This window comes from Gracilibacillus halophilus YIM-C55.5 (assembly GCF_000359605.1).
Lineage (GTDB): Bacteria > Bacillota > Bacilli > Bacillales > Amphibacillaceae > Gracilibacillus > Gracilibacillus halophilus.
This window is the reverse complement of record NZ_APML01000022.1, coordinates 70,056-96,665: the sequence shown is the minus strand read 5'-3', so window position 1 is coordinate 96,665 and position 26,610 is coordinate 70,056. Positions and strand designations below refer to the sequence as shown.

At 38.6% G+C, this 26,610-nt stretch carries 26 protein-coding genes and 2 pseudogenes; 19 read left to right on the top strand and 9 right to left on the bottom strand.

Annotated elements, in window-relative coordinates; all coding sequences use genetic code 11:
- Positions 1-64: 64 nt before the first annotated feature.
- Complete coding sequence (locus tag J416_RS06755) at positions 65-1,219, top strand: aminotransferase A (protein WP_003467207.1); 1,155 nt, start codon at positions 65-67, stop codon at positions 1,217-1,219.
- Positions 1,220-1,243: 24 nt separating this feature from the next.
- Here the strand turns inward: J416_RS06755 and J416_RS16430 are convergent.
- A pseudogene (locus tag J416_RS16430) lies at positions 1,244-1,413 on the bottom strand (aspartyl-phosphate phosphatase Spo0E family protein).
- A gap of 544 nt (positions 1,414-1,957) precedes the next feature.
- Between J416_RS16430 and J416_RS06750 the strand changes: the two are divergent.
- Positions 1,958-3,118: a zinc-ribbon domain-containing protein gene (locus J416_RS06750; RefSeq protein WP_003467203.1), complete on the top strand. Its 1,161-nt coding sequence runs from the start codon at positions 1,958-1,960 to the stop codon at positions 3,116-3,118.
- A 14-nt stretch (positions 3,119-3,132) separates the two neighbouring features.
- Positions 3,133-4,266: a S1C family serine protease gene (locus tag J416_RS06745; protein WP_003467200.1), complete on the top strand. Its 1,134-nt coding sequence runs from the start codon at positions 3,133-3,135 to the stop codon at positions 4,264-4,266.
- Between the two features lie 66 nt (positions 4,267-4,332).
- Here J416_RS06745 and J416_RS06740 read toward each other — a convergent pair whose 3' ends face one another.
- Positions 4,333-4,779: a hypothetical protein gene (locus J416_RS06740; RefSeq protein ID WP_003467198.1), complete on the bottom strand. Its 447-nt coding sequence runs from the start codon at positions 4,777-4,779 to the stop codon at positions 4,333-4,335.
- Positions 4,780-4,990: 211 nt separating this feature from the next.
- Between J416_RS06740 and J416_RS06735 the strand changes: the two genes are divergently transcribed.
- Genes J416_RS06735 through spoVAE form a run of 4 tightly spaced genes read left to right on the top strand, consistent with a single transcriptional unit; the run spans position 4,991 to position 7,308 of the window.
- Positions 4,991-5,455 carry a hypothetical protein gene (locus tag J416_RS06735; protein ID WP_003467194.1) on the top strand — a complete coding sequence of 155 codons (465 nt, stop codon included), beginning with the start codon at positions 4,991-4,993 and terminating at the stop codon, positions 5,453-5,455.
- A 16-nt stretch (positions 5,456-5,471) separates the two neighbouring features.
- Positions 5,472-5,927: a stage V sporulation protein AC gene (gene spoVAC / locus J416_RS06730; protein WP_003467190.1), complete on the top strand. Its 456-nt coding sequence runs from the start codon at positions 5,472-5,474 to the stop codon at positions 5,925-5,927.
- Entirely contained in the window at positions 5,927-6,934 is a 1,008-nt protein-coding gene (spoVAD, locus tag J416_RS06725; protein ID WP_003467189.1) for a stage V sporulation protein AD, read from the top strand. Before spoVAC ends, spoVAD begins: the two co-directional genes overlap by 1 nt.
- Positions 6,935-6,954: 20 nt before the next feature.
- A complete protein-coding gene (gene spoVAE, locus J416_RS06720) occupies positions 6,955-7,308 on the top strand; it encodes a stage V sporulation protein AE (protein WP_003467188.1) in 354 nt (117 codons plus the stop codon).
- A 177-nt stretch (positions 7,309-7,485) separates the two neighbouring features.
- Here spoVAE and J416_RS16580 read toward each other — a convergent pair whose 3' ends face one another.
- The 4 genes from J416_RS16580 to J416_RS06710 are packed head-to-tail and all read right to left on the bottom strand — an operon-like array spanning position 7,486 to position 8,934.
- Positions 7,486-7,926: a zinc-binding dehydrogenase gene (locus J416_RS16580; RefSeq protein WP_338029449.1), complete on the bottom strand. Its 441-nt coding sequence runs from the start codon at positions 7,924-7,926 to the stop codon at positions 7,486-7,488.
- 53 nt (positions 7,927-7,979) lie between these two features.
- Positions 7,980-8,285: an MDR/zinc-dependent alcohol dehydrogenase-like family protein gene (locus tag J416_RS16575; RefSeq protein ID WP_338029448.1), complete on the bottom strand. Its 306-nt coding sequence runs from the start codon at positions 8,283-8,285 to the stop codon at positions 7,980-7,982.
- Positions 8,282-8,464 carry a hypothetical protein gene (locus tag J416_RS16570; RefSeq protein ID WP_003467187.1) on the bottom strand — a complete coding sequence of 61 codons (183 nt, stop codon included), beginning with the start codon at positions 8,462-8,464 and terminating at the stop codon, positions 8,282-8,284. The genes J416_RS16575 and J416_RS16570 overlap by 4 nt, the downstream gene beginning before the upstream one ends.
- A gap of 11 nt (positions 8,465-8,475) precedes the next feature.
- Entirely contained in the window at positions 8,476-8,934 is a 459-nt protein-coding gene (locus J416_RS06710; RefSeq protein WP_003467186.1) for a DUF6884 domain-containing protein, read from the bottom strand.
- Between the two features lie 695 nt (positions 8,935-9,629).
- Between J416_RS06710 and ilvB the strand changes: the two genes are divergently transcribed.
- The 8 genes from ilvB to J416_RS06670 all read left to right on the top strand — a co-directional run bounded on the left by ilvB (position 9,630) and on the right by J416_RS06670 (position 18,545).
- Positions 9,630-11,366: a biosynthetic-type acetolactate synthase large subunit gene (ilvB, locus tag J416_RS06705; protein ID WP_003467185.1), complete on the top strand. Its 1,737-nt coding sequence runs from the start codon at positions 9,630-9,632 to the stop codon at positions 11,364-11,366.
- Complete coding sequence (ilvN, locus tag J416_RS06700) at positions 11,363-11,884, top strand: acetolactate synthase small subunit (RefSeq protein WP_003467184.1); 522 nt, start codon at positions 11,363-11,365, stop codon at positions 11,882-11,884. The genes ilvB and ilvN overlap by 4 nt, the downstream gene beginning before the upstream one ends.
- Positions 11,885-11,939: 55 nt before the next feature.
- Positions 11,940-12,977, top strand: a complete 1,038-nt coding sequence (ilvC, locus tag J416_RS06695) for a ketol-acid reductoisomerase (RefSeq protein WP_003467182.1) — start codon at positions 11,940-11,942, stop codon at positions 12,975-12,977.
- Positions 12,958-14,502 carry a 2-isopropylmalate synthase gene (locus J416_RS06690; protein ID WP_003467171.1) on the top strand — a complete coding sequence of 515 codons (1,545 nt, stop codon included), beginning with the start codon at positions 12,958-12,960 and terminating at the stop codon, positions 14,500-14,502. The genes ilvC and J416_RS06690 overlap by 20 nt, the downstream gene beginning before the upstream one ends.
- 24 nt (positions 14,503-14,526) lie before the next feature.
- On the top strand, positions 14,527-15,603 hold the full coding sequence (gene leuB, locus J416_RS06685) for a 3-isopropylmalate dehydrogenase (protein WP_003467169.1): 1,077 nt from the start codon (positions 14,527-14,529) through the stop codon (positions 15,601-15,603).
- 41 nt (positions 15,604-15,644) lie between these two features.
- Positions 15,645-17,063, top strand: coding sequence for a 3-isopropylmalate dehydratase large subunit (gene leuC / locus J416_RS06680; protein WP_003467167.1), 1,419 nt, complete (start codon positions 15,645-15,647; stop codon positions 17,061-17,063).
- Between the two features lie 28 nt (positions 17,064-17,091).
- Positions 17,092-17,676, top strand: coding sequence for a 3-isopropylmalate dehydratase small subunit (gene leuD, locus J416_RS06675; protein WP_003467165.1), 585 nt, complete (start codon positions 17,092-17,094; stop codon positions 17,674-17,676).
- 161 nt (positions 17,677-17,837) lie between these two features.
- Positions 17,838-18,545 (top strand): TraR/DksA C4-type zinc finger protein, encoded by a 708-nt coding sequence (locus J416_RS06670; RefSeq protein WP_003467163.1) that lies wholly within the window; start codon positions 17,838-17,840, stop codon positions 18,543-18,545.
- Positions 18,546-18,592: 47 nt separating this feature from the next.
- Here J416_RS06670 and J416_RS06665 read toward each other — a convergent pair whose 3' ends face one another.
- From J416_RS06665 to J416_RS06655, 3 genes are all read right to left on the bottom strand, one after another.
- Complete coding sequence (locus J416_RS06665) at positions 18,593-20,152, bottom strand: FMN-binding glutamate synthase family protein (protein ID WP_003467161.1); 1,560 nt, start codon at positions 20,150-20,152, stop codon at positions 18,593-18,595.
- Positions 20,153-20,365: 213 nt separating this feature from the next.
- Complete coding sequence (locus tag J416_RS06660; protein ID WP_052000941.1) at positions 20,366-20,821, bottom strand: hypothetical protein; 456 nt, start codon at positions 20,819-20,821, stop codon at positions 20,366-20,368.
- A gap of 29 nt (positions 20,822-20,850) precedes the next feature.
- Positions 20,851-21,264, bottom strand: a complete 414-nt coding sequence (locus J416_RS06655) for a hypothetical protein (protein WP_003467157.1) — start codon at positions 21,262-21,264, stop codon at positions 20,851-20,853.
- A 139-nt stretch (positions 21,265-21,403) separates the two neighbouring features.
- Here J416_RS06655 and J416_RS06650 point away from each other — a divergent pair, with 139 nt between their 5' ends.
- From J416_RS06650 to J416_RS06635, 4 genes and pseudogenes are all read left to right on the top strand, one after another.
- Positions 21,404-22,174 (top strand): hypothetical protein, encoded by a 771-nt coding sequence (locus tag J416_RS06650; protein ID WP_003467156.1) that lies wholly within the window; start codon positions 21,404-21,406, stop codon positions 22,172-22,174.
- A gap of 87 nt (positions 22,175-22,261) precedes the next feature.
- Complete coding sequence (locus J416_RS06645; protein ID WP_003467155.1) at positions 22,262-22,552, top strand: hypothetical protein; 291 nt, start codon at positions 22,262-22,264, stop codon at positions 22,550-22,552.
- 21 nt (positions 22,553-22,573) lie between these two features.
- Positions 22,574-22,870 carry a hypothetical protein gene (locus J416_RS06640; protein WP_003467154.1) on the top strand — a complete coding sequence of 99 codons (297 nt, stop codon included), beginning with the start codon at positions 22,574-22,576 and terminating at the stop codon, positions 22,868-22,870.
- Between the two features lie 11 nt (positions 22,871-22,881).
- Positions 22,882-26,585: pseudogene (locus J416_RS06635) on the top strand (multicopper oxidase domain-containing protein).
- Positions 26,586-26,610 lie beyond the last annotated feature (25 nt).

Sequence of the window (26,610 nt, the reverse complement as noted above, 5' to 3'; positions counted from 1 at the left end):
ATAACTATATTCTTGCCAGAAATACATCGATCTATAATTCATATTCATCCGAGGAGGAGCAATTTTGGAACACCGAATTAATCCGCAAGTAAAACAGCTACAAATCTCAGGCATACGCCAATTTTTCAATATGGTGACTGATGAAAAAGATGTACTTTCATTAACGATTGGTCAGCCCGACTTTCCTACTCCAGATCATATCAAAGACAGTACCAAAGCTGCTATAACGCAAAATAAAACGAGTTATACACATAACGCAGGAATACTGCCGTTAAGAGAAGCCATCGCCCATTTTTACCGCGAAAAATATCACGTTTCATTTGAACCTACTAATGAAGTAATTGTTACGGTTGGAGCTTCACAAGCACTGGATGTAACACTACGTACAATCTTAAGCCCAGGAGATGAAGTCATTATTCCAGGGCCTGTATATCCTGGATACGAGCCTTTAATCCGCTTATCAGGAGCAACCCCTATACATGTGGATACAAGAGAACATCAGTTTAAACTTACTGCCGAATTAATTGAACAGGCCATTACTGAAAACACAAAATGCGTGTTAATTCCTTACCCTTCCAATCCAACTGGGGCTTCATTAACGAAAAAGGAATTAGGAGACATTGCACATCTCATTTACAAACATCGCCTGTTTATGATTGCTGATGAGATTTATAGTGAACTCGTTTATACGCAATCCCATCATTCTATTGGTCAGTTTGACATCATTCGAGATCAAACAATTATTATTAATGGCGTGTCTAAATCACATGCGATGACTGGGTTTCGAGTTGGGTATATACTCGCACCTCATTGGCTCCAAAAACATATGCTAAAGGTCCATCAATACAACGTTTCATGTGCTAGTTCAATTAGTCAACAAGCTGCATATGAAGCATTAACAACCGGGAAAAACGATGCTCATCCTATGCGTGATGCTTACCAAAAACGAAGAGATTTCGTTTATCAAAAATTACAAGAACTGAATCTAGCGAGTTATCTACCAGATGGGGCTTTTTATTACTTCATTGATGTCCGTCATCTACAACAAGATTCATTTAGCATTGCTATTGACCTAGTCAAACAAGCTAAAGTCGCCTTAGTACCTGGTAGTGCATTTTCTGCATATGGCGAAGGGTTTTTACGTTTATCCTATGCTTATCATTTAGATACTTTAGCTGAGGGATTGAATCGAATGGAAACCTTTTTAAAAAAACCGTAAAGCAGAAGGTTTCCCCTTTCTACTTTACGGTTTATCAAGCGTACTGGATTCAACTCGTTTATATTCTTCATAATGATTTAATAATTCATCTAGTTGCTGGCTGATCATCAGAGACTCTGGCTGGTGATCCCCTTTTTAAGGGCAACATCGGCCATTTCTCTCCGCAATTTCTCTATTTTATTTATCAATTCCATCGAATAGAACGTCACACCGAGTTACCCCCATTCTACATCCATTTACTTCTATTTCAGCGTTAATCCCCAATATTACAAGTTCTATCATTCTTTTACTTCTCTATTGGAATTTTAACATAACTATGTAAATATACAAATATATGTAATAGAATATAAATTATAGAAGAGAAAATAACAAGCATCTTGTTTTATAGTTTGATATAGTAGTAAGTAGGAAGGCCATATTGACGAACGAAAAACATTAGATTCTTGAATGGTTACGACAGATTATTGTTGATGGTGGAATGAAGTGATGATTAGTAGAGAAAACCCTCTCCACTAATCATTGATAAGTATTTGTGTACATTATACACGGTCAAAAATGCTATAACCGATACAACCGATTAATATAACAAAACATAAAATGCCTAAAATCGCACTCATATTTACACCTCGTTTTTGGAGATTTACTACTATTATACCGTAAGATAACAATTTGACAATAATGGATAGAAAATCGTACCCGTATAAATTTTAATCATGATCATCAAAAGGTGGTGCTACATTGTATTATTGCCCATATTGCGGAAATCAAGTCGAACAAACGGAAAATTTTTGTGTAACCTGTGGTGAATCATTACCAGAAAATTTGGAAAATCGAGCTTATGTTGAAAAGAGATCATGGAAAAAGCTCATTCTCCCAATGACTCTTATTTTAATTGGCATCATATCCGTACTTTCTGCGCATTTCTTTTTGTCATATCAGGAGCAGAAGGCATTAGCTAAATTCAAACAAGCTGAAGAGATGGCATTAATTGGAGATTATGAGCAAGCGAAACAACTTACAGATCAAGCTTTGAACAAAAAAAAGAACTTTCCTGTGGCCCAACAAGTATCACAATTTTTAGAAAAAGCCATCACATATCAAGAAGAAATAGCCAATATCAACGCATTAAATGAACAAAAGCAATATAATGAGTCGCTCTCGATCATCCATCAAATTGAGTCAAAATTAGAGAGTTATACTGGCCAACTAGTTGAGCAATTACAGCAAGAACTTCAAGTCAAAGAAGATGAAACATTAATCCAGCAACTAACGACTAAATTAGATGATGAGCCAACAACTGATACATTGAAAGCTATTCTATATCAATTGGAATCCATTAATAATAAGCAAACCGAGAATTTAAAGCAAAAAACAGAAGAAAAACTGATATCTATGACGACGAAGAAAGCAACAAATTTGTTAGAAGAAAATCAATTTTCTCAAGCTTTAACAGTCGTAGAAGACAGTTTAACGATCTTAGGTGAGTCAGAACAATTAAAAAATTTAGAAACGACAATTAATAAAGAAAAAGTGGCATTTGAAACTGCTCGAGAGCAACGAATTGAACAAGCTCTTACGAAATTCGAGGAAGAAAAAGAGGTTAATCAAAATGATGCCGTTGAATTGCTGAATTTAGACATAAAACAAGATAAAAACGATCTAAAGGTAACGGGTGAATTAAAAAGTGTTGCAAGCGTCCCGATCCATTCCATTTTAGTTCAATACACGATAAAAGATGGCGGAGATAACGAGCTTCTTCAACATGAAGTCTATGTTTACCCAGAAACCCTTTATCCGAATGAAGTGGGTCAAATTGAATTCACACATTCAAATGTGGCAGAAGAAGATAAGACTTATGAGATAGCAACTGATGAAATCACATGGTTCTTAAACGATTAATAGGAGGCCATTATATGCAAATACGTTCAACAAGACGGAAAATTTTAATCATCATGGTTTCCGTTCTAGCTATAACATCTATCATATTTTATGTTATTCACTCTTGGAAGCATGAGCCATTAGAAGCAGAGAATACACTCGTATCATCAATCGACAGCCAAAATGGTGATCAAAGTTTAAAGGAAATCATTCATCAAGCACAAAAAGCTGTCGTTCAAATTGAAGCTAGTAATGAAGCGCGTACCAAAAGTGGAGCAGGATTTGTTATTAATCATCGAGGTGATATTGTTACGAATGCACACGTCATTGAAGATGCTGAACGTGTAGTCGTTAAGCTATCGAATACACGTACATTTCCGGCAGCTATTATTAACCACGAAATGACAGACGATATCGCCCTCATTCGCGTACCAGAATTACAAAACATTAAACCTTTAACTTATAATCCGGATTATGAAGCTGAAATTGGTGATGAAATTTTAGCAGTTGGGAGTCCGATCGGCTATCAAAATGCTGTCTCTTTAGGATTAATTGTTGGTACAGAACGTTCTTTTTCAATTAATAATTATGATTATGAACAAGCCTATCAAATTTCAGCTGATATCACTCACGGGAACAGCGGTGGACCGCTGATATTACGTGAAACAGGTGAAGTCATTGGTATTAACGCAGCAGGAGTAGAAGATACTGATATTGGCTTTAGCATTCCGATGTTTCGCGTCAATGATCAAATAACTAACTGGGTTGAATCTGCGAAAGACAAGGATTTATCCTACCCAAATCTAGCCAATCAATCGTTTGATAAAGAAGCATTTACTGAAAATGCGAAATATATTTCGAAATATTTTTTTGAGAGTATATCGATTCGTGATTATATCAATGCCTATACTTTGCTTGGCAGCGCAAAACAAGAAAGTATGGATTATACGTCCTTTCGGCAAACATTCAAGTCAATAATAAAAATCACGGTGGATCGTGTAAAGTTACATCCGATTGAAAATCAAGAAGTGACGGTAAATGTTCAAGTCAAAGCAACAATCCGTGATGAAGATTATAAGGAAACAGAGGAAACTCGCAAGTATCAATTGCAAATCGCCAAAGAAAATGGACAAATAAAAATTATTGATTACAAGAAACAGAATGACTAATGAAGACATAGGTAGTTATCTTTTGACCAATAGATAACTACCTTTTGTTTGGAATATGTTTATACTTTATTCAAATGTAATCGTTTTGGTTGTTTTTATGTCTTGCCACTCGCCTTGAAATAAAAATTGCGCATGTATATATACTTTATGTTCACCTACTTCTTTTGAATCGAGTGCTAACGGTTCTTGTGCATAATAACGGATAGAAGGTTGTAGTTCTTTCGTAATTAAGTTACCTGTAAATGTCCCGTTATCCTTTCCTACTGACACTTCTATTAACGGTGTTCGATGAGATATACTGACCTTTTTATCACCAGTATATTCAAGCGCTCGTAACACTTGAAAGCCATCTTCTGTTCCCTCAATACGCAGGTGAATGATAAAGTCTTTATAGGCCTTTTCGACATTCACCGTATTGGCTAACGTAGGTGAAATAGCTCCACGTATGTAAATGAAAACAACGATCGCAATCAAAGTGATAAATAGTAAAACCAGCCATATCTTTTTCCACATTTATCACTTCCTCCAATCACTAACCTTGTCTAATCTCTACTCTAATTGACGAATAAAACACCCAAAAAGTTTCAACAATTTAACAATTTTAATAAATCTTCTTCCAATAATGCCTATTTCCATAAAACATGAAAAAATACTGTGTATAGTTTTTTTTATTCCAACCAACATAATAAAAGTAACACTACATTTTATTAAAGGAAGAGATATGATGATCCGATTCAAAAACTATATTTTATCCATTGGTCTTTTATGTTTACTAATCACAGGGTGTTCTTCAAATCAAGAATCATCCAATGAAAATAACGAATACCATTCACCACAATCAACAAATATTACCCATCAAGATTATCAGTCATCTGATCCCTTATCGAAGACCGCTGATACCATTTTGCAAGACGATGATCGTATTCATTCATACATTGGCATGGCGATCGAACAACAATTATTTATTGCCATTCAAGCCCATACGTTTCAACAATTGAATGAGCAAACGATCGAAAAAGAAGTTGAAAAAAAGTTAAAAAAAGCATTACAAATGAAAGATATTACAGTCACATCCGACCAAAAATTTTATATGGAACTTCATCAGTTACAAAAAAACAACGAAACCGATAAAGTCAAGTTGAAAAAAAAGCTCAAACAACTAAAGAAATTACAAAAAGAAAAAACATGACGGGAGTGAAAAAATCTTGAGTCAACAGTCATCAAACTATAAAGATTATGAACAATCTGTCGAACCAAAGCGGCCTCTATTAAAAAACTGCATCAAAGCATTTATCATTGGTGGACTCATTTGTGTTTTCGGTCAAGCCATTTCAACTACTTATATGTATTTTTTTAACTTCACGGAAGAAACGGTAGGAAATCCAACTACTGCCACATTAATTTTTATCACGATGTTATTAACAGGTTTTGGTATCTATGATCGAATCGCACAATTTGCAGGGGCAGGCACAGCTGTACCGGTAACAGGATTTGGGAATGCTGTCATTTCTGCAGCCATTGAGCATCGCACCGAAGGCTTTGTTCAAGGGGTTGGTGGTAATATGTTTAAGTTAGCTGGTTCTGTCATTTTATTTGGTGTCTTTTCTGCTTTTGTTATTGCGCTCATCAAAACACTATTTTCGTATTGGAGTGGAATGTAATGCTGTTAGGAAGACAAACTTGGATGTTCGAACAACCTCCAGCTATAATATCAACGGGAATTGTAGGCGGTCCATTTGAAGCCCAAGGGAATATAGCCGATGATTTTGACCTATTTTTCTCGGATCAATGGATGGAAGAAAAAACATTTGAACAAGCTCACCGCCATTTAATTTATGAGGCGAGTAAAATTGCCACAGAAAAAGCAAACCTTTCCTTTGAAGATATTAATGTATTTCTTCATGGCGACTTAATTAATCAATTAACGCCAACCAATTTTGCAGCTAGTGATTTTGATATTCCGTTTCTCGGTATGTTTAATGCTTGCGCTACCTCCATGGAAGGGTTGGCTTTGTCGGCATCGATTCTTAGCCAATCAAATGCAAATTATGTATTAACAGGAGCGGCTAGTCATCATGCGGCGGCTGAGAGACAATTCCGTTACCCGACGGAATACGGCAGCCAAAAGCCAGAGACTTCACAGTGGACCGTTACTGGTAGTGGTATAGCTCTTCTTGCTAAACAAGGAAATGGTCCTAAAGTAACGTCTGCTACTGTTGGAAAAGTGATTGATCGTGATATGACCGATCCATTCAATATGGGAGGAGCCATGGCACCCGCAGCTTTTGACACGATCAACACACATCTTCTAGAAAGAGGTGTACAAGCAGATTATTATGACTTCATTATTACAGGAGATTTAGGAAAAATTGGACGAAACCTTTGTTATGAGATGTTACTCCAGCAAAATCACCAAATGAGCGAAAATCAATTACTGGATTGCGGACTCATCATTTACAAGCCATCACAACCTGTCTTCTCAGGTGGAAGTGGAACTGCGTGTTCATCAGTCGTTACATATGGACATTTTATTCAACAATTAAACAAAAAGTTGTGTAATAAAATTTTAGTTGTTGCTACAGGTGCTTTGTTATCACCATTAACGGTGCAACAAAAAGAAACCATACCGTGCATTGCACATGCCGTCTCCATTGAAAATAACGATTAAGAGAATGAGGTGATACATCAATGGTTTTTGTTTGGTCATTTGTCATAGGTGGATTGATTTGTGTAGTCGGTCAATTACTGTTAGATGTCGGAAAACTTACACCAGGACATACATTAAGTATACTTGTTGTTGGCGGAGCAATATTAGATGGATTTGGTCTATACGAACCACTCATTGATTTTGCAGGAGCTGGTGCTACCGTTCCTATCACAAGTTTTGGTAATTCTCTCGTTCACGGGGCTTTAGAGGAAGCCGAAAAACATGGGTTAATCGGCGTAGTAACCGGCATGTTTGAAGTAACAAGCTCTGGTATATCAGCTGCTATTATTTTCGGAATGATTGGCGCTATCCTCTTTAAACCGAAAGGAGAGTAATTATATACTGTATAGATAGATAACAATTCTCTGATAGACAAAAGAGTAAGTAGAAAGGAAAATCCGAACATTAATATCGCTTCAATTTCTCTTAGATTGTTCGGATTCTCGTTCTTTCTAATTAGTTATATCCAGCCTTCTTGTGTTTTTCACCTTCTTTAAAGGTTATTGCGCTTTTTAGCTATCTAGACGAATGGCAATCTTTCCAAACTGCTCTTGTTCTTGCAAGCGGGCCCAAGCATGTTCCATTTCATCTAGTGTAAATGTTTGATCAAGAACCGGTTGAATGCGATATTGATTCACAAAGTCCAATAACGAATGTAACTCTTCCCTACTTCCCATCGTCGAACCATATAAATGATATTGACCATAGAAGAAGCTCCGCAAATTAAAAGTGATTTGATCATTCGTTGAGGAACCAAATGTAACAATCCTTCCCCCTTTCTTTAACACATCGAGCGAACGATTAAATGTCGCTCCACCTACACTTTCAATCACAACATCGATTTTTTCACCGTTTAATTCTTTTTGCCAATCTGCATCCGTTTGTAACACACGATCTGCCCCTATTGATGTTGCTTTTGTGAGTTTTGACTGATGACGTGATGTCGTTATCACACGCGCGCCGATTGCTTTTGCCAATAAAATAATGAGTGTATTTACTCCCCCACCTACACCAGGATGAATAATGTATCGTCTGACTGGATTTGAGCTTTTGTCATTAATGCTCGATAACCCGTTACAGCTGAGAGTGTAAACACTCCTGCTTCTTCCCAAGAAAAATGAGCAGGTTTTGGTTCGACGAAATCTTCAGAAATCGCAACTTTTTCTGCTAATGTGCCGTGATGAGGCATGCCAAGGATTTCAAAATTTGCCGGCGGTGCTTCTGATTTTTCATACCAATATAAACTAGGATTTATGATTACCTCATCTCCAACGGAAAACCGTGTCACTTCCTCCCCAATTTCTTGTATCACACCAGCCCATCAGAACCTAAAATCAATGGATCTTCTTTCGTGTATCGTTCTGGAATCTTCAAGTCGCGATGATTCAAACCAGCACTTTTCATCTTAATTTTCACTTGATTGTTATGAATCACTGGTTCTTTCATTTGTTCTTGTGATAATGTTCCACTTCTTAGTACATAAGCCTTCATGTAAAAACCTCCTATTTGTGAATCACATGTCCAGTTTCAATAGCTGATTTTAATCTCGATTGCATGTCACCGATTCCCTTCGTTCCCAACAGAGGATATTGAATCCTATGTGCTTCGGAAAAAAGTTCATTCACAATCGGTTGATACTTTTTCCCAGCCAACACAATAATATTTTTGTAACGGGCTAACTTTTTCTCTTGTTTTTGTTGCTTCATCGTGTGCATTGGTATAATTTTTGATTTCTTATCATGAAACGAAACATCATAATTTCCCCATACTACGTCTTCAGGGCACAACAACCCATATTTTGCTGATAAAATCACCCAATCAAGGTCATGCATACGTACATATTGACGGCATAGACGATGCAAAACACCAATATAAGCATCTTTCGCTTCAGTAGGCCCTTGATAGGAATATTTATCCCAAATTTTTTTCCGTCCACACGGTATAATGCATAAAGTGTGCATTTTTCTCACCTTTTCTGACTGTTTTCATACATTGTAAAATATATGATAATCAAACAATAGTCAATCAAATACTTAGTTTACAAAAAGTTTAAACTTCGCAAATCCTTAATAAGATAACAATGGTATCGCTTACGTTGTGTTCTCGATAAAATTAATGTCAGAAAATTATTAAAAAACGGTTGACCAAAGACGAAATTGGTTGTATTATTGTCGTCAATCAGATATTTAATAGTAAACGTGAAATGCGTAGAATAAAATACGTTTAAAAGTAAAATATAACATCATATCAGCATAAAAAACGTTGAAGGGAACAAAGAAATAGGAAACTGTATTAACAGAGAGCCAAGGGTGCTGGAAGCTTGGTAATACATCTATTTCGATACTCATCCCTGAGTGTAAAACTGAACTGCTTTGTGGGCAAACTAAGTTTTACCGGGTGTGCTCCACCTGTTATCAAAACGAAGCTATCCAACGACGTATAGCTTCATGAGGCAATATTCGTGAGAATGTTGTAAATCAGGGTGGTACCGTGAAAAGAAAGGCCTTTTCTCCCTTGTTCATTCGCTTTTAATATAGAAGCAATGCACAAGTTAGAATAGGCCTTTTTTCTATATTTCGATTATATGTAATAAAAGTCAATCAGATGAAATGATTCTATCAATATTCATAACCATTATTTCTTAGGAGGGATTAACGTGGAACAAGCAAAAAAACAGGCTGAAACAGTATCTACAGAAGAAAATGAACCAAAAACAGGTGCTGATTTATTAGTCGAATCCTTAATTGATCAAAATGTAGATACACTGTTTGGCTACCCTGGCGGCGCTGTTTTACCTATCTTTGACGCTTTATACAAGGCAAAAGGCTCGTTTAATCAAATCCTAGCGCGACATGAGCAAGGATCAATCCACGCAGCAGAAGGCTTTGCACGCGTTTCAGGAAAACCTGGTGTTGTGATCGCGACTTCAGGACCTGGAGCAACAAATTTAGTCACTGGCTTAGCAGATGCGATGATTGACTCTTTACCACTTGTCGTGATTACAGGGCAAGTCGCTCGAGGCTTAATCGGCACGGACGGTTTCCAAGAAGCAGATGTGATGGGAATTACAACTCCGATTACGAAGCACAATTATCAAGTTCGTGATTTAGCTGATTTGCCACAAACCGTAAAAGAAGCATTTCATATTGCATCTACAGGACGAAAAGGGCCGGTATTAATTGATATTCCTAAGGATATTTCAGCACAAGTCGTTGAAGAAACATTAACAACACACGCTGAAATTGACTTACCTGGATATCAACCAACAACAAAACCAAACCCTTTGCAAGTGAAGAAATTAGCAAAAGCGATCGGAGATGCAAAACAACCGATCATTTTAACGGGAGCTGGTGTATTGTTCTCTGGTGCATCTGAAGAGATACAGCAATTTGCCGAGACTTATTCTCTACCAGTAACATCGACGTTATTGGGGTTAGGCGGTTTCCCTGGAGACCATCCGCTATTTTTAGGAATGGCGGGCATGCATGGGACATATGCAGCCAACACCGCACTATATGAATGTGATTTATTAATTAACATTGGCGCTCGTTTTGATGATCGATTAACTGGAAACTTGGCTTCATTCGCGCCAAATGCAACAATTGCTCATATCGATATCGATCCAGCGGAAATTGGTAAAAATGTACCAACACAAATACCAATCGTTAGTGATGCCAAAGAAGCGATCAAACAATTACAAGCGCAAGAAATCGAGAAGCCATCGCATGATGATTGGCTCGTAAGAATTCATGAAAACCAAGAAAATTACCCACTTTGGTTCAATAATCCAGACCAAGAAATGATTGGTCAATGGGTAATTAAAAAAATTCATGAAGCAACCAAAGGAGATGCGATTGTTACAACAGACGTAGGGCAACACCAAATGTGGGCAGCACAATACTATCAATTCACAAAGCCAGATCGTTGGGTATCTTCTGGTGGATTAGGAACCATGGGATTCGGATTCCCATCAGCCATCGGTGCACAACTCGCACAACCAAATGAACAGGTCGTGGCTATTGTTGGTGATGGCGGTTTTCAAATGACCATGCAGGAATTATCTATATTGCAAGAACGAGGATTACCGGTAAAAGTGATTATCGTTAACAATGAAGCTTTAGGCATGGTTCGACAATGGCAAGAAGCATTTTATTCAGAACGATATTCTGAATCAATCTTCAGTATTCAGCCGGATTTCGTCAAGTTAGCTGAATCATATAATATCAAGGGAATGAAGCTATCGACGCAAGATGAATTCGAAAAAGCTTTACCAGAAATCTTTGATTATGAAGGTCCAGTCGTTGTTGACTGTCGAGTGATTCAACAAGAAAACGTATTTCCAATGATTGCACCAGGTAAAGGACTAAACGAAATGATTGGGGTGAAACCATGAAACGAATCATTACAGCTACGGTAAGAGATCGAAGTGGCGTGTTAAACCGCGTCACTGGACTCTTACAACGTCGTCAATTTAACATAGAAAGCATTTCGGTTGGGCAAACAGAGTCCGAAAATATTTCAAAAATGACATTTGTCGTCGACGTCGAAGATTATCAGAAACTCGAACAAGTAACGAAACAATTAAATAAACAAATTGATGTCATCAAAGTGTCCGATATCACTGAAAAAGCCATTGTTGCTCGTGAACTGGCACTGATTAAGATTGTCAGCAATAGCCAGTTGCGTAGTGAGATTCAAGGGATTATTGAACCCTTCCGTGCTTCGATCATTGATGTAAGTAAAGATAGCCTTTCGATTCAAGTGACTGGAAAGCCAGATAAAATTGAAGCATTAATCGAACTGTTGAGACCATATGGCATTAAGGAACTTGCTAGAACTGGCTTAACAGCATTCACACGAGGCCAACAACCTGATCAAAAAGAAAACCAGTTTTACTCACTATTGAACTAGATATTAATTTTCATTAATATAAATTAACTAAACTTTTATGAGAGGATGTATTATTATGACAAAAGTACTTTATAACCATAATATTGATGAAGGGGTATTACAATCTAAAAAAATCGCGATTATCGGGTATGGCTCTCAAGGTCATGCACATGCATTAAATTTAAAAGAAAGTGGCTTTGACGTTGTTGTCGGCTTGCGTAAAGGGAAATCCTGGGATAAAGCAGTTGAAGATGGCGTCGAAGTACAATCCGTCGCTGATGCTACAAAAGCAGCAGACGTCATCATGATCCTACTTCCAGACGAATATCAGCCACGTATTTATGAAGAGAGCATTAAGCCGAACTTAGAAGCTGGCAATGCATTAGTTTTTGCTCACGGCTTTAACATTCATTTCAGACAGGTTGTACCACCAGAAGATGTTGATGTATTTCTTGTTGCGCCAAAAGGACCTGGTCATTTAGTACGCAGAACGTTTGAAGATGGCGCTGGTGTACCGTCACTATACGGTATCTTTCAAAACCCTACTGGTAAGGCAACAGACCTTGCGCTAGCGTATGCTAAAGGAATTGGCGCTGGTCGTGCTGGCATTCTTGAAACATCTTTCCAAGAAGAAACAGAAACAGACTTGTTTGGTGAGCAAGCTGTACTATGTGGTGGTCTTTCTAGCCTTGTAAAAGCAGGTTTTGAAACATTAGTCGATGCCGGATATCAACCAGAAGTTGCCTACTTCGAATGTCTACACGAGCTAAAACTCATTGTCGATTTGATGTATGAAGGCGGACTTGAAGGTATGCGTTATTCCATTTCTGATACTGCACAATGGGGTGACTTTGTATCTGGTCCACGCGTCATTGATGACAGCACAAAAGACCGAATGAAAGATATCTTATCTGATATCCAAAACGGTGAATTTGCCCAAGGATGGATTCTTGAAAATCAAACCAATAGACCACGATTCAACGCGATTAACAACCAAGAAAGTCAACACCTAATTGAAGAAGTAGGTAAAGAGTTGCGTGAATTAATGCCATTTGTAAAACAAAAGGCGATAAATAAAAAGGAAGTGGTCTCTGATGACTCAAACTCAAATTAAAATTTTCGACACCACATTAAGAGATGGTGAACAATCTCCTGGTGTCAATTTGAACAAACTTGAGAAAGTAGAACTTGCTAAGCAATTGGAACGCTTTGGCGTAGATATTATGGAGGCAGGCTTTCCTGCTTCCTCCCAAGGCGATTTCAATGCAGTAAAGCAAATTGCAGAAACCGTGAAAAACGTATCTGTTATTGGTTTGGCACGTGCAGTGAAGTCTGATATTGACGCCTGCGCAGAAGCATTAAAAAATGCAGCCGATCCGAGACTTCACATTTTTATCGCGACCTCCCCTATTCATATGGAATATAAATTACAGAAAACACCTGAAGAAGTGATTGAAACAGCAGTAGAAATGGTGAAGTACGGAAAGAAGAAATTTAATCATGTTGAGTGGTCAGCTGAAGATGCATCTCGAACGGATCTTGATTTCTTAGCAAAGATTATTGAAAAAGTGATTGATGCAGGTGCCACCGTGATTAACCTTCCAGACACCGTTGGCTACACGATGCCAACAGAATATGGTCACATGTTTCGCTATTTGAAGGAAAATGTCCCAAATATCGAAAAGGTTGATTTATCTTGCCATTGTCACGATGACTTAGGTATGGCCCTTGCGAACTCATTTGCTGCCATCGAGAATGGAGCGACACAAGTTGAAGGTACGATTAACGGCATTGGCGAACGTGCAGGGAATGCTGCATTAGAAGAGTTTGGCGTTGCATTAAATATTCGTAATGATTATTATCCTTTTTATACAAACTTAACATTAAATGAAATTAAACGTACGAGTGACCTTGCGAGTAAGTTTACTGGTATGACAGTTCCAGCAAACAAAGCTGTTGTTGGCCGAAACGCATTTGCTCATGAATCTGGTATCCACCAAGATGGTGTATTAAAAAATGCTCAAACTTATGAAATTATAACACCTGAATTGGTTGGCGTGCAATCCAATAACCTCGTGTTAGGTAAACATTCGGGGCGTCATGCTTTTACTGATAAGATTAAGCAGCTTGGATATGATTTATCAGAAGAAAAACTCAAAGAAGCATTTAAAGCATTCAAACAATTGACAGATCGCAAAAGAGAAGTCACTGATGACGACCTGTTTTCTATTTTAACAGATATTCAAACAGACACGTCGAATGTAAAAAGATATCAAATGCAAGACTTTAACGTGCAATATCGTTCTTCGGATAAACCAAAAGCAACCGTCATTTTAACTGCTCCAAATGAAGAAACGATTGAGCATACTGGTACAGGACAAGGAAGTGTAGAAGCATTATACAACACACTCGATCAAATCGTACGTGAAGAGACGCATTTGACAGATTTTCAACTGAATTCTATTGGGCAAGGTCGTGATGCCTTGGCTGAAGTTCATGTAAGCATGACAGTTGATGATGTGAATGTTAGTGGCAGAGCTTCTGCACAAGACGTACTCGAAGCTGCTGTTGAGGCTTATTTGAATGGTGTCAATCGTGCCATTTATCAAACACAAGCTGATATAGCTTCATCATCGTAATTCATTTCGTAGGAGGTCCGTTGCGTGAGTAAAAAAATAGCCATGCTCCCTGGTGATGGAATTGGAGTTGAAGTCACCAAGGCAGCAAAACAAGTACTAGAGGCAATTAGTGAAACGTATGATATAAACTTTGAATTTTCAACGTATGATATTGGTGGGAGTGCTATTGACCAACATGGTACTCCCCTTCCTAAAGATACAGTGAAAGGATGCAAAGGTGCTGACGCTGTATTATTAGGTGCCGTTGGTGGACCCAAATGGGATCAAAATCCTTCCGATCTTCGACCAGAACGAGGACTACTCGGCATTCGAAAAGCGTTAGACTTATATGCAAATTTACGTCCTGTTAAAGGGTTTAAACAATTGGTACACGCTTCACCATTAAAAGAAGAAATCATTCAAGGCAGTGATTTACTAATTGTTCGCGAACTAACCGGTGGACTATATTTCGGAAAACCAAGTGAAAGACAGGATAACGGTAATGCCGTCATCGACACACTCTCCTATACCAAAGAAGAGATGGAGCGCATTATTGACAAGGCATTTCAAAGTGCTCAAATTCGAAATCAGCACCTTACTTCGGTTGATAAAGCCAACGTTTTAGAATCTAGTAAACTATGGAGAGAAATCGTTGAAGAAAAACGTAAGGAATACCCTGATGTAACGGTAGATCACGTTTTAGTTGACGCTGCGGCAATGAAATTAATTACCGACCCGACTGATTTCGATGTCATTGTAACGGAGAACATGTTTGGTGATATTTTAAGTGATGAGGCTTCTGTTCTTACAGGGTCACTTGGGATGTTACCTTCCGCAAGCTTAGCAGAAAACGGGGTTGGTTTGTATGAACCAGCGCACGGCTCAGCACCAGATATTGCAGGAAAAGGAATTGCGAACCCTATAGCTATGATTTTATCAGCTGCGATGATGCTCCGTTATTCATTTGCGTTGAACGATGAAGCAAATGCCATTGAATCAGCAGTTGAATCAGTGATCAACCAAAATTACCATACAGCCGATCTTAATAACGAAAACGGCCAACTCGTCAATACAGAAGAAATGACTCGACTAATCATTCAAGCAATAAAAAGTGTAGATTGATCTGAACATGAACAAAAATCTCAACGTAAGGAGTGTGAAAAATGAGAAAACCAAAGACGATTATTGAAAAGATTTGGGATAGACATATGGTTCACCAAGAAGAAGGTAAACCAGATTTAATGTATATCGATTTGCATTTGGTTCATGAGGTCACCTCCCCCCAAGCATTCGAGGGACTGCGAATCAATAATCGAAAAGTCCGTCGTCCAGACTTAACGTTTGCAACCATGGATCATAACGTACCAACGATTCATCGTAACGTCATTAAAGACGAAGTTTCCAAAACACAAATGGAAACATTGAAAGATAACTGCGAAGAATTTGATGTACCGTTAGCAGATATTCATCATCCCGATCAGGGAATCGTTCACGTGATTGGACCTGAGCTTGGTCTTACGCAACCAGGAAAAACAATTGTATGTGGAGATAGCCATACTTCTACTCACGGTGCATTTGGAGCGTTGGCCTTTGGTATTGGAACAAGTGAAGTCGAACACGTGTTAGCTACACAAACCGTATGGCAAGCAAAACCAAAAACAATGAACGTAAAAGTCAATGGTACGTTAGGTACAGGGGTAACCGCAAAAGACTTAATTCTTGCTATCATCGGTAAATTTGGTGTCAAATTCGGTACAGGACATATTATCGAATATACCGGTGAAGCGATTCGCAACTTGCCAATGGAAGGTCGTATGACGATTTGTAACATGTCTATTGAAGCAGGTGCACGCGCAGGGTTAATTAGTCCTGATGATACAACGGTTGAATTCTTGCGCGGCAAACGCTACGTTCCAGAAGGAGAAGCTTTTGAACGTGCAGCTGAAGATTGGAAGTCACTAGCAACCGATGATGGTGCAATTTATGACGAAGTGCTAGAAATAAATGCCGATGAAATTGAACCACAAGTATCTTGGGGAACCAATCCAAGTATGTGTATTCCAGTAAGTGCAAATGTCCCAACAATTGATGATGCCAAAGATGACAACGAACGCAATGATATTGAACGCGCGCTTGAATATATGGGACTTGAAGGTGGCGAACCTATTTCTTCCGTCGAAATCGAACACGTATTTATTGGTTCATGTACAAATTCGCGTTTAGCTGATCTTCGTAAAGCCTCATCGATTATAAAAGGACAAAAAGTTCACCCGAACGTACGGGCAATGGTCGTTCCTGGCTCACATAGTGTGAAAACTGCTGCAGAAGAAGAAGGAATTGATCAAATTTTTAAAGATGCAGGCTTTGAATGGAGAGCGGCTGGGTGTAGCATGTGTCTAGCGATGAATGATGATGTGGTACCAGAAGGAGAACGTTGTGCTTCTACTTCCAACCGTAACTTTGAAGGCCGTCAAGGTACTGGTGCACGTACTCATCTAGTCAGTCCAGAGATGGCTGCTGCTGCAGCGATTAAAGGGCATTTTGTTGATGTTCGTCATCTTTCTGTACCAACACCTAGCTAAAATGATCAATAAGGAGGCTACGTAAAGCATGGAACCGATTCGTAAACACCAAGGCTTGGTTTATCCATTAAACCGTGCCAATATTGATACCGATCAAATTATTCCCAAACAGTTTCTAAAACGAATCTCACGTAAAGGCTTTGGCCAATTTGTTTTTTACAACTGGCGCTTTGATTCAAAAGGTAAATTGCGCGAAGACTTTTCTCTTAATCAGCCTAAGTATGACGGTGCATCCATTTTAGTGGCTGGTGAAAATTTCGGTTGCGGTTCATCTCGTGAACACGCACCTTGGGCATTAGAAGATTATGGATTTCGCGTGATCATCGCTCCTAGTTTCGCTGATATCTTCTTTAACAATTGTACAAAGAATGGGATTTTACCCGTTAAATTGCCAGAAGATAAGGTCCAAACATTAATTGATAACGCTGAAGCCGATACGTATCATCTAACAGTAGATCTTGAATCGAAAAAAGTATTTGATAACCAAGGATTTGAAACGACATTTGACATCGATGATTATAAACGTGAAATGTTATTAAATGGTTGGGACGAAATTGCTGTTACCCTTAACTACGAAAATCATATTGCTACGTTTGAAGCGAACCAAACGTAATCTTATCCTGATGTAGTCATACATCAGGATTTTCTTTAATATTATTTTCTATTCGCCTGCTTTTTATTTACCCTTTTGGCGAGATTTCCAACATTCACAATCGTTTTTTCAAAGCGATTCTGGATATACTAAGACTGCTCGTTAAATGGGAGGTGTTGAGGTTGTTAAATCATGATCAATTACAACAATGTAAAGATGAGTTAACCGAGCGCCAATCACAAATCGCAGCACATTTATCAGACCACTTCGGATTGGATCAAGAATTATTAAAATCCTCTGTTTCTGAATTAGCCAATTATGATAATCATCCTGCAGATACGGGTACTGAATTATATGAGCGAGAAAAAGATGTGGCATTAAATGATCATTCAGAACAAGAATTAAAAGATATAGAAAAAGCTTTACAAGCGATTGATGACGGAAATTACGGTATATGCGAAGTTTGTAATGAAGATATTCCAACTGACAGAATGTTGGCAATGCCCACAACGAAACGCTGTAGAAAACATGCCGAACAATCAGTCAAACGTACAAGACCCATTGAGGAGGATATACTTGATGCAAATATTCAAATGACTGATACCGAATTGGCGGAAGAAGAATCGGTTATTTTTGATCGAGAAGACGCTTGGCAACAAGTCGAAAAATACGGATCTTCCGATGGTCCTTCTGATTTTTATGACACTGAAAAGGATTATGACAACATGTATTATCATTCAGATGAGCTTGTTGGATCAGCGGAAGACGTCGAGAGCTTTCTTTTAGCTGATAGTCATGGAAAATATATCGGTGTCAATGAAAAACACGAAGCGTATGAGGATTATTTAGACGAAACAGATGTCGGATCCATTCTCTACACGGATCGCTAATGAATTGTGCCATCCAAACATTTGGGTGGCACATGTTATAACGTTAACTACCATTCTTCAATTTTTCCTTTTTCATCTTTAAACACAACATGTTGCCGATCCAATTGAAGCGGCGATTCGAGCCCAGCTGCTGCAGCCACGCGGAACAATCCTTTTCTCATGGTAATTATATAGTTCGCTGTACGCCATTTCTTTTCATCAATCACTAATGCTTTCTGAAGCTCTGGATCAGTCGTTGCAACACCTACTGGACAAGCATTGGAAGCACATTTCAATGTCTGAATGCACCCCACTGTAAACATAAGCCCACGAGCGATATTAATAAGGTCTGCTCCTAATGCTAATGCAATAGCAGCTTGATCAGGCGAAGACAATTTACCGGATGCAATAATTTTCACTTGATCTCTGACACCATATGTTTTCAAAGCGTCATCAACTAAGGGTAAAGCTGACTTAATTGGTAACCCTACACTATCAGTTAATTCCTGATATGAAGCACCTGTCCCCCCCTCTCCCCCATCAATCGTAATAAAATCAGGAGCGATTTGTGTATCATCAATAGCCTTGGCAATGTCTTCTGCCTCATGACTGCTGCCAATCACTACTTTCATTCCTACAGGTTTTTCAGCACAATCTCGAATCTTATCGATAAAACGTAACAATGACTTAGGCTCTTGTAACGCTTCAAATCGGTTGGGGCTATCCACTGGCTCAAATGGCTCAACATTTCGAATACGTGCAATCTCTTCGGTCACTTTTTCACCATCAATATGTCCACCACGTGTTTTTGCACCTTGTGCTAGCTTGACTTCAAAGGCTTTGAGTTGCGGAATTTCACTTTTCTCACGTAATTTATCCCAGTCCATATTCCCTTGTTTATCCCGTACACCGAATAATCCAGGGCCAATTTGCATCATTAAATCAACGTCCCCTTTTAAATGATATTCCGACAGTCCTCCCTCTCCTGTATTCATCCAAGATCCTTTTGCAATGCCTAATCCTTTTGATAATGTCGTAATCGCCCGATCGCCAAGTGATCCATAACTCATCGCCGACATACCAATTTGTCCTCGTACGATAAATGGATGAGGTGTTTGTGATCCGATCACGATCGCATCTTCTTCAGGTAAAAGATAAGCACTCGATTGTTCCGTTTCCAATTCCTCTTTTCTTTCCATAAACAGTGGGTCTTTTAACAATAAATATCGTTTCGTTTCCACTGTTGTTTCCCAATCAATGCGTAATTCTTTCGTTAACTTCGGAAATAATGAATTTCGTATAAAAAAACCTGGTTCTTCAAAATCTCGTTGTGAACCAAAGCCAATCACATCTCGTTTATATTTCGCTTTACGGACAATATGCTGAAATTCTCTTCTCGAAAAAGGTTTTCCTTCATTATCATGATCGAAGAAATATTGCCTAAATTCAGGTCCGATTTTTTCAAAAAAATAACGCACATGACCAATGACAGGATAATTTCTTAATACGGGATGCTGTCTTTGATTTTTATCAATCCGATATATGTAAAAAATAAAGCCTACTAATAACAACAAGACCAGTACAATTGTTACAAATCCAATAATCGTTAATATATTAGCAGTATTCATTTAAGTTCACCCATTTCTATCATATTTTGGACGTACTATGTAATGGATTATTTCAAATGATCAGGTGGTGGGGTGTGATGACCTTTATTTTAATTAAAATTGACTTCCAGATCCAATCTAGCTCCACGTTATCCCTCCTTTCAAAAGCAGATACAATATTTAGTATCCCAGGCTTCCCGACGGAATATTCTAAGTTTTTTCTTTCTCATTGTCTTACACGCGAAAAGCATAATAAACCATGCCACACATCATAGTCGTCAAACCAGTTGTAAATATGCTAAAAATCACCATGTTTAATTCGATGGCACGCTGATAGTAAGCAGGTAAACTACATAAACTCGGATCTTGTATCACGGCGCCTAACATCATTCCCATCAAACCACCGATCATCCCGTGAGAAAATCCTGCTAGTAAAGATTGAAACGTACGAAGGGATCCGAATAACCAACCGATTCCACCTCCAATGAAACTACTCACGATAGATAATTGAACAAAATCCAATTCGACTAGAAAGGTGATATGCAGCGTAATGGCTATACTAGACACACTACTTATACAATAGCTAAGAATCATCGAAAATCGATCATCAAATATTTTCCTTTTTTTGTGGATCATAAGATATAAGCACACGCTAATATAAAGGTTCATTAAAAACATTACCCAAAACAACAAAACTCCCTCTCTCCCCTCTTTTTGAGTTAACCATATCGGCTCGATGAAACGATCAACAGTAGAGATATAATGAGGACACTTTCCATCAACCATACAAACTGTAAATTAAAATTCGCTGCAGCACCGATCATCGGTGCCATCATTCCAACCATCACTCCATTTACATATCCTGTCAATAAGGTTTGATAATCAAATAACGCGCCAAATAAACTTCCTGTAATCATACCTACGAACACAGATATAATGGTTACCATCGCAAATTGTAGAGGAAATTGATAAATCAAAATCACTCCCGTTGACATAGCCAAAAAGCTTCCTGCCATCATAGATATATTCATGCCGAGCTGAAATCCAATTAATGTTCGATCACGGTACACGTACATATAACATGAAACAATCAATAATGCATTTACGTACAACATTACGCCTAACACATTCATCTTATTTCTTTTCCCCCATCACTTTTATTTATAATGTATCCTATGCATTCGCCCGATAAATGAGTGTATACGCAAGAACAAAAAACAAGCAGACGTGCGTTTTCATATAATAAGTAAACAAATAAATGAGGTGGTATTTATGAGTACTAAAGAAAAACCGACGACATTAGCTGAATATATTGATCAATTATGGGAAGAACGTAGGCAAGAAACAATGACAGAGGAAGAGAGCCATCAAAAACATAATGATGAACTTACCTCACCAACTTCATTCACAACAACAGAAGAAAATCGGCTCGTGATGGAATATATGGATCAAGCCAATGTGTTAAACATTAGTAAAAGAGATAAAAGGAACGGAAAAGCGATCCGACTCAGAAAATTCTTTAAATCAAAACGCAACCAACAGGTAGAAGTTTACTCAAAACATGGGAATCATCGCATTTACACGCAAGGTAAAGTCAGCACCATTGGACGGGATTTTATCATGCTTACAAATTTAAAGAATCGATTTTGGATCCCTTATGCAAGCATTGATTCAGCTAATATACCATTTGATGTGCCAAACTATACAAATTCCCATCAACATTATATATATGACAATGATTTACGAAACAAGTTATTACATGACTTTGGGAAAACGGTCGCGAAACGTGATATTTTGAAGCAACAGTTTTTTGAAGAATCATTACAGACCAACTTAGCGTCATGGATCAACACTTGGGTGGAAATTCGACTCAATACAAATGAAAAACAATCTGGCCGAATCGTTGCTTGTCAAAACAATTACATTCATCTTTCTACCTTCCAAACGAATCAATTCATTCAAATCAGGACAATTTCTTATATCAAAACGTTACGGATGTTAAGCATTATCAAACATTTCTTTCTAAACGTTTTCCCCTTCTAGTTCATTGAACTATACAAGTCCTAGCAAAAAACATATGATAACTAGCAATCGAAGAATTTATGCTTACTGTACAAAGGAGTGAATATTTTGAATAAAAAACGTGATCATTTTTTAAACGATTTAGAAAAAATGAAAGGTGACGAAGTCTTACTAGTCACTAATGCTGATCAGTTAAATTTATTTGGGCAAACATTTCGCCCGATATTTTGTGGAAAGATTTCAGAAATTGAGGATGGACAAATTACACTGTTTCCCGTTACCATCAAGCTCGTAAATGCACCATTCTTTGAATTTCCTATTCCTTTAAGTTTTCCATTAGAAAAAATATCCAACATGACTGGTAATTTTAACTGTAATATGCCGTTTCCACTAACCTAACTAGAGAGGAGTATCAAACGAATGAGCGATAATTTTATGCCTATTACGATAAATGTATTGCATGATCAAGCGTTGATTGAACATTTTGAAGAAGGTATTGGTAGAAGAGTGTTTATACTTACCCCTGCCTTTCCCTTCGTGTTCATTGGTAAAATCATTGATGTGATTGAAGACCATGTATTTATCGATGTAGAGACTACTTCGATTTCACAATTAGAAAATCGGATTTGGAATATTCATATTCATCAAATTCAAACCTTTTTTATTGAACGAGATAATGGTCCTAGCATTCCGGAATTAAAAGATGAAATTTATTAAGGAGGGGAGTCATGAAACGTTTCTATCATGTAGTTGCCATTCCGATACGGATTGTATTGAATAACTTTGGTGATCATAATCCCGACGGAATGATCTATGTTTTAAAGGAAAATGAAAACCACGTACGTGAACGCGTACGCAAGAATCCTTTTACACCTGTTGACCTTGTTCAGCCTTTAGTTATTCGTGCCAATGATGGGGATACGGTCGAGATTTTGTTTGAAAATCAATTACCCTTTGCCACAGGCATGCATTTTCAAGAAGCTGACTATAATGTTATGGATTCAGATGGGGCCAACGTTGGGTTTAATGAGAATACTCTCGTCGATTGTGGAGAACAAATTTGTTATCAAATAAAAGCCAATCACGAGGGAACGTTTCTATTTAGTGATTTAGGTAATCCCGCAAGTAGTGATAATGGCTCGAACATTAACGGGTTATTTGGCGCATTATTTGTAGAGAAAAGAGGCTCATCTTGGACCGACCCTGAAACGGGAAAGCCATTCAATAGCGGACTGTATGCTGATATACATCACCCGTTTCTCCCTTCATTTCGCGAATACGCCTGGATCTTTCATGATGAAATGCCGACTCAAGATTTAACCGGTAACCGTCCCATCAATCCAGTGACGAATCAAGACAGTGAATCCACACACGCCATCAATTATCGCTTTGAACCATTAACGAATCGACACCGACTTATTGAAGAAGCCGTTGTCTGTCCAGATTGTGATGGCGAAGAAGTGCACCATGACTCTTGGGTATTTGGCGATCCAGCAACACCCATTTTGAGAGGATATGTCGGTGATCCAGCCAAAATACGACTGGTGCATGCAGGGGGGAAAGAAACACACGCTTTTCATTATCATGTCCACCAATGGTTTAAAGATCCCCAAAATACCGAATCAGAAATTATTGATTCACAAGCCATCAGTCCGCAAGCTTGGTATGATGTCGAACCCTTATATGGGTTAGGCAGTTTGCAACAAGCTTTTGGTGACGGGATTATTCACTGCCATTTATATCCGCATTTTGCAGCTGGAATGTGGGGCATGAATCGTATCTTTAACACCTTACAAGACGGTAGTCAATGTTATCCGAATGGTGTGCCGATTCAACCACTACAACCATTGCCAGATCGTCGCAAGCCACCGAAGCCAACAGAAAAGAATCCTGGATTCCCAAATTTCATTCCAGCAAAGTCGGTAGAAAAGCACCAAGACCCCCACTTGGTATTGTTGGCGGGCGTGATTTAACTAAGCTTGAAAGAAATGCTGCCATTCCAAACCCAAGACCTGGAGCAGTATTTGCCGATCCATGTGGCGTAGCAGATAATCCGCTTGTTAAAGAGTACAATGTCTCATTAATCGAATTACCGATCATCTATAACCGACAAGGATGGAATGACCCGAAAGCAAGAATTTATGTGCTCGATGAAGATATTGAGGCCGTTTGTTCAGGGGAAAAGGAACCCGAGCCATTAACTTTTCATGCGCCAGCAGGTACTTGCATCCGTGTAAACTTTACCAATCGAGTGCCAAATATCGCCGATGGAGATGCATTTCAACTCGTAACGAGGACGTACGAAGAAGCGTTGCATATTCATTTTGTCAAATTTGATGTGTTAGTGAACGACGGTGCAAATGTAGGCTGGAACTATGATTCTAGTGTATTACAGGGACAAACGATTCGTTACGAATATTTTGCGGATGTTGAATTAAAAGCATGGTTTTTTCATGACCATTTATTTGCGAACTATCATCAGCAACACGGTGTGTTCGGTTCAGGTGTCGTTCATGCAAGATTTACGAAGTTTTTGGATTCTCAAACAGGTGAAGATGTGGATAATGGCACACAGGTTACAGCGGTTCACCCATTGATTCCTGATTATCGAGATCAAGTATTGTTTGTACAGGATTTCACCTTTTTGTATGATAAGAAAGGTGATCCATTAAATCCACCAGAATTTCCCGGGTCCGAAGATGATCCTGGACTATTTGGTGTCAACTATAAAAATGAACCCCTTCAATTTCGATTAGGCAAAGATTGCGATCCTGCTTATTCATTCAGTTCATTTGTCCACGGCGATCCGGTTACACCGATATTGCAAAGCTACGAAGGAGACCCGATTCGCATTCGTCTTCTGCAAGGAGCTCATGAAGAATCACACAGTTTTAATATACATGGTTTACGTTGGAAGCCTGAGCGTCCGGATTTGGACTCCGAATTTAAGTCCCAACAGCATATCGGCATTTCCGAATCGTTCACTATCGAAACCAATACAATTCGAGCTGGAGATTATTTATGGACGTTTGAAACAGAAGAAGATTTATGGAACGGCCTATGGGGGTTGATTCGTGCTTTTGATCAAGAGGTTGATTTCCTCATTCCTTTACCTGACCGCAAATTACCGCCTAAACGAACGAAACCTTTACCAAAATGTACAGAAGAACCACCACCGAAAGCCGATATAGTCTTACCACCTAAAGAAGCACCGACCAACGCTCCAATAAAGCATTTTGATATTGTCGCCTTTCACACTCCGATTCAATACAGTACAGACGGTGAGCACGATCCTTTTGGTATTGTATTTGCACTTCGTGAAGATATGGATGATATTTTATGTGGCGAAAAAAATCCTGAACCGCTCGTCATACGCGCGAATCAGGGTGATATTGTAGAGGTGCAGTTAACGAGCTTTTTAGCATTCGATCAGTTCCCATTTTTAGATGGTATATGGCCTTATCCGCCAGTGAAAGAGCAGGCGTTTTATCCACCTTCTGTGCGTATATCCTTGCATCCACAACTCATTCAATATGATGTTCAAACATCATCTGGAGAAACTGTTGGATTTAATTTTGATCAAACGGCTGGTGTAGGAGAAACTGTTACGTATAAATGGTTTGTCGATGCACCAGTCGGGGCATGTGGCATGTGGGATATGGCTGACATCCGTAATCACCGTTCATTAGGAACATTTGGTATGTTTGTGGCTGAACCAAGAGGAACGAAAATATTGAATTCTTACACCCGCGAGCCAGTCAAAACTAGCTCTCAGGTCATTTTACAACAACCGTTTTTACCAGAGACTCGAGAATTTGCCCAAGTGTTATATGATGGTGCCCGTTTATTAGATAAGAAAGACCAACTAATTGTTGATCCAATTGATGGTATCTTGTTAAACGGAGAAGGAGAACCCGATTTAGTCGATACGTATGACAATGGATCACGTGGGTTTAATTATCGTACCGAACGTCTCATTAATCGTTTTCGTGACATACCTGAACTGAAAAAACTGTTTAGTTCCAAAACACATGGAGATCCTTCAACACCAATCTTTGTAGCGCATCCCGGTGACCCAATCACCATTCGTCTCGTAAACCCATCGGAAAGAAGGAGATCACACACGTACCATCTTCATGGGCATTACTGGAAAAGTGACACACAAGATCTCAATTCAACGATTAAATCCATTGTAGGAGAGATCGTAGCTGGTCATACAGCGAATTTAGAACTCTTTTATGGTGCTGGTGGTTTATCTTTTATTCCAGGTGACTATATGTATCGATCGGGAAACATTCGTTGGGATATTGAGCAAGGCATGTGGGGCATTATCCGTGTATTGCCAAAACGTAACCATGAGCTACCGATGTTAGAACACTATCCAAAGGGGATCAAAAGAAAACAATTAAAGCGGATCAAAAGGGGGAAATAATCCCCCCTTCCTTTTTTCGAAAGGA

Coding starts and splice junctions, on each gene's coding strand:
- spoVAD (WP_003467189.1), top strand. CDS start 5,927: ATGCTGTTAGGAAGACAAACTTGGATGTTCGAACAACCTCCAGCTATA.
- J416_RS06655 (WP_003467157.1), bottom strand. CDS start 21,264: ATGAATGTGTTAGGCGTAATGTTGTACGTAAATGCATTATTGATTGTT.
- J416_RS06690 (WP_003467171.1), top strand. CDS start 12,958: ATGACTCAAACTCAAATTAAAATTTTCGACACCACATTAAGAGATGGT.
- ilvC (WP_003467182.1), top strand. CDS start 11,940: ATGACAAAAGTACTTTATAACCATAATATTGATGAAGGGGTATTACAA.
- J416_RS06650 (WP_003467156.1), top strand. CDS start 21,404: ATGAGTACTAAAGAAAAACCGACGACATTAGCTGAATATATTGATCAA.
- J416_RS06735 (WP_003467194.1), top strand. CDS start 4,991: ATGATCCGATTCAAAAACTATATTTTATCCATTGGTCTTTTATGTTTA.
- J416_RS06710 (WP_003467186.1), bottom strand. CDS start 8,934: ATGCACACTTTATGCATTATACCGTGTGGACGGAAAAAAATTTGGGAT.
- J416_RS06665 (WP_003467161.1), bottom strand. CDS start 20,152: ATGAATACTGCTAATATATTAACGATTATTGGATTTGTAACAATTGTA.
- leuD (WP_003467165.1), top strand. CDS start 17,092: ATGGAACCGATTCGTAAACACCAAGGCTTGGTTTATCCATTAAACCGT.
- J416_RS16570 (WP_003467187.1), bottom strand. CDS start 8,464: ATGAAGGCTTATGTACTAAGAAGTGGAACATTATCACAAGAACAAATG.
- J416_RS06640 (WP_003467154.1), top strand. CDS start 22,574: ATGAGCGATAATTTTATGCCTATTACGATAAATGTATTGCATGATCAA.
- ilvN (WP_003467184.1), top strand. CDS start 11,363: ATGAAACGAATCATTACAGCTACGGTAAGAGATCGAAGTGGCGTGTTA.
- J416_RS06740 (WP_003467198.1), bottom strand. CDS start 4,779: ATGTGGAAAAAGATATGGCTGGTTTTACTATTTATCACTTTGATTGCG.
- spoVAE (WP_003467188.1), top strand. CDS start 6,955: ATGGTTTTTGTTTGGTCATTTGTCATAGGTGGATTGATTTGTGTAGTC.
- leuC (WP_003467167.1), top strand. CDS start 15,645: ATGAGAAAACCAAAGACGATTATTGAAAAGATTTGGGATAGACATATG.
- J416_RS06745 (WP_003467200.1), top strand. CDS start 3,133: ATGCAAATACGTTCAACAAGACGGAAAATTTTAATCATCATGGTTTCC.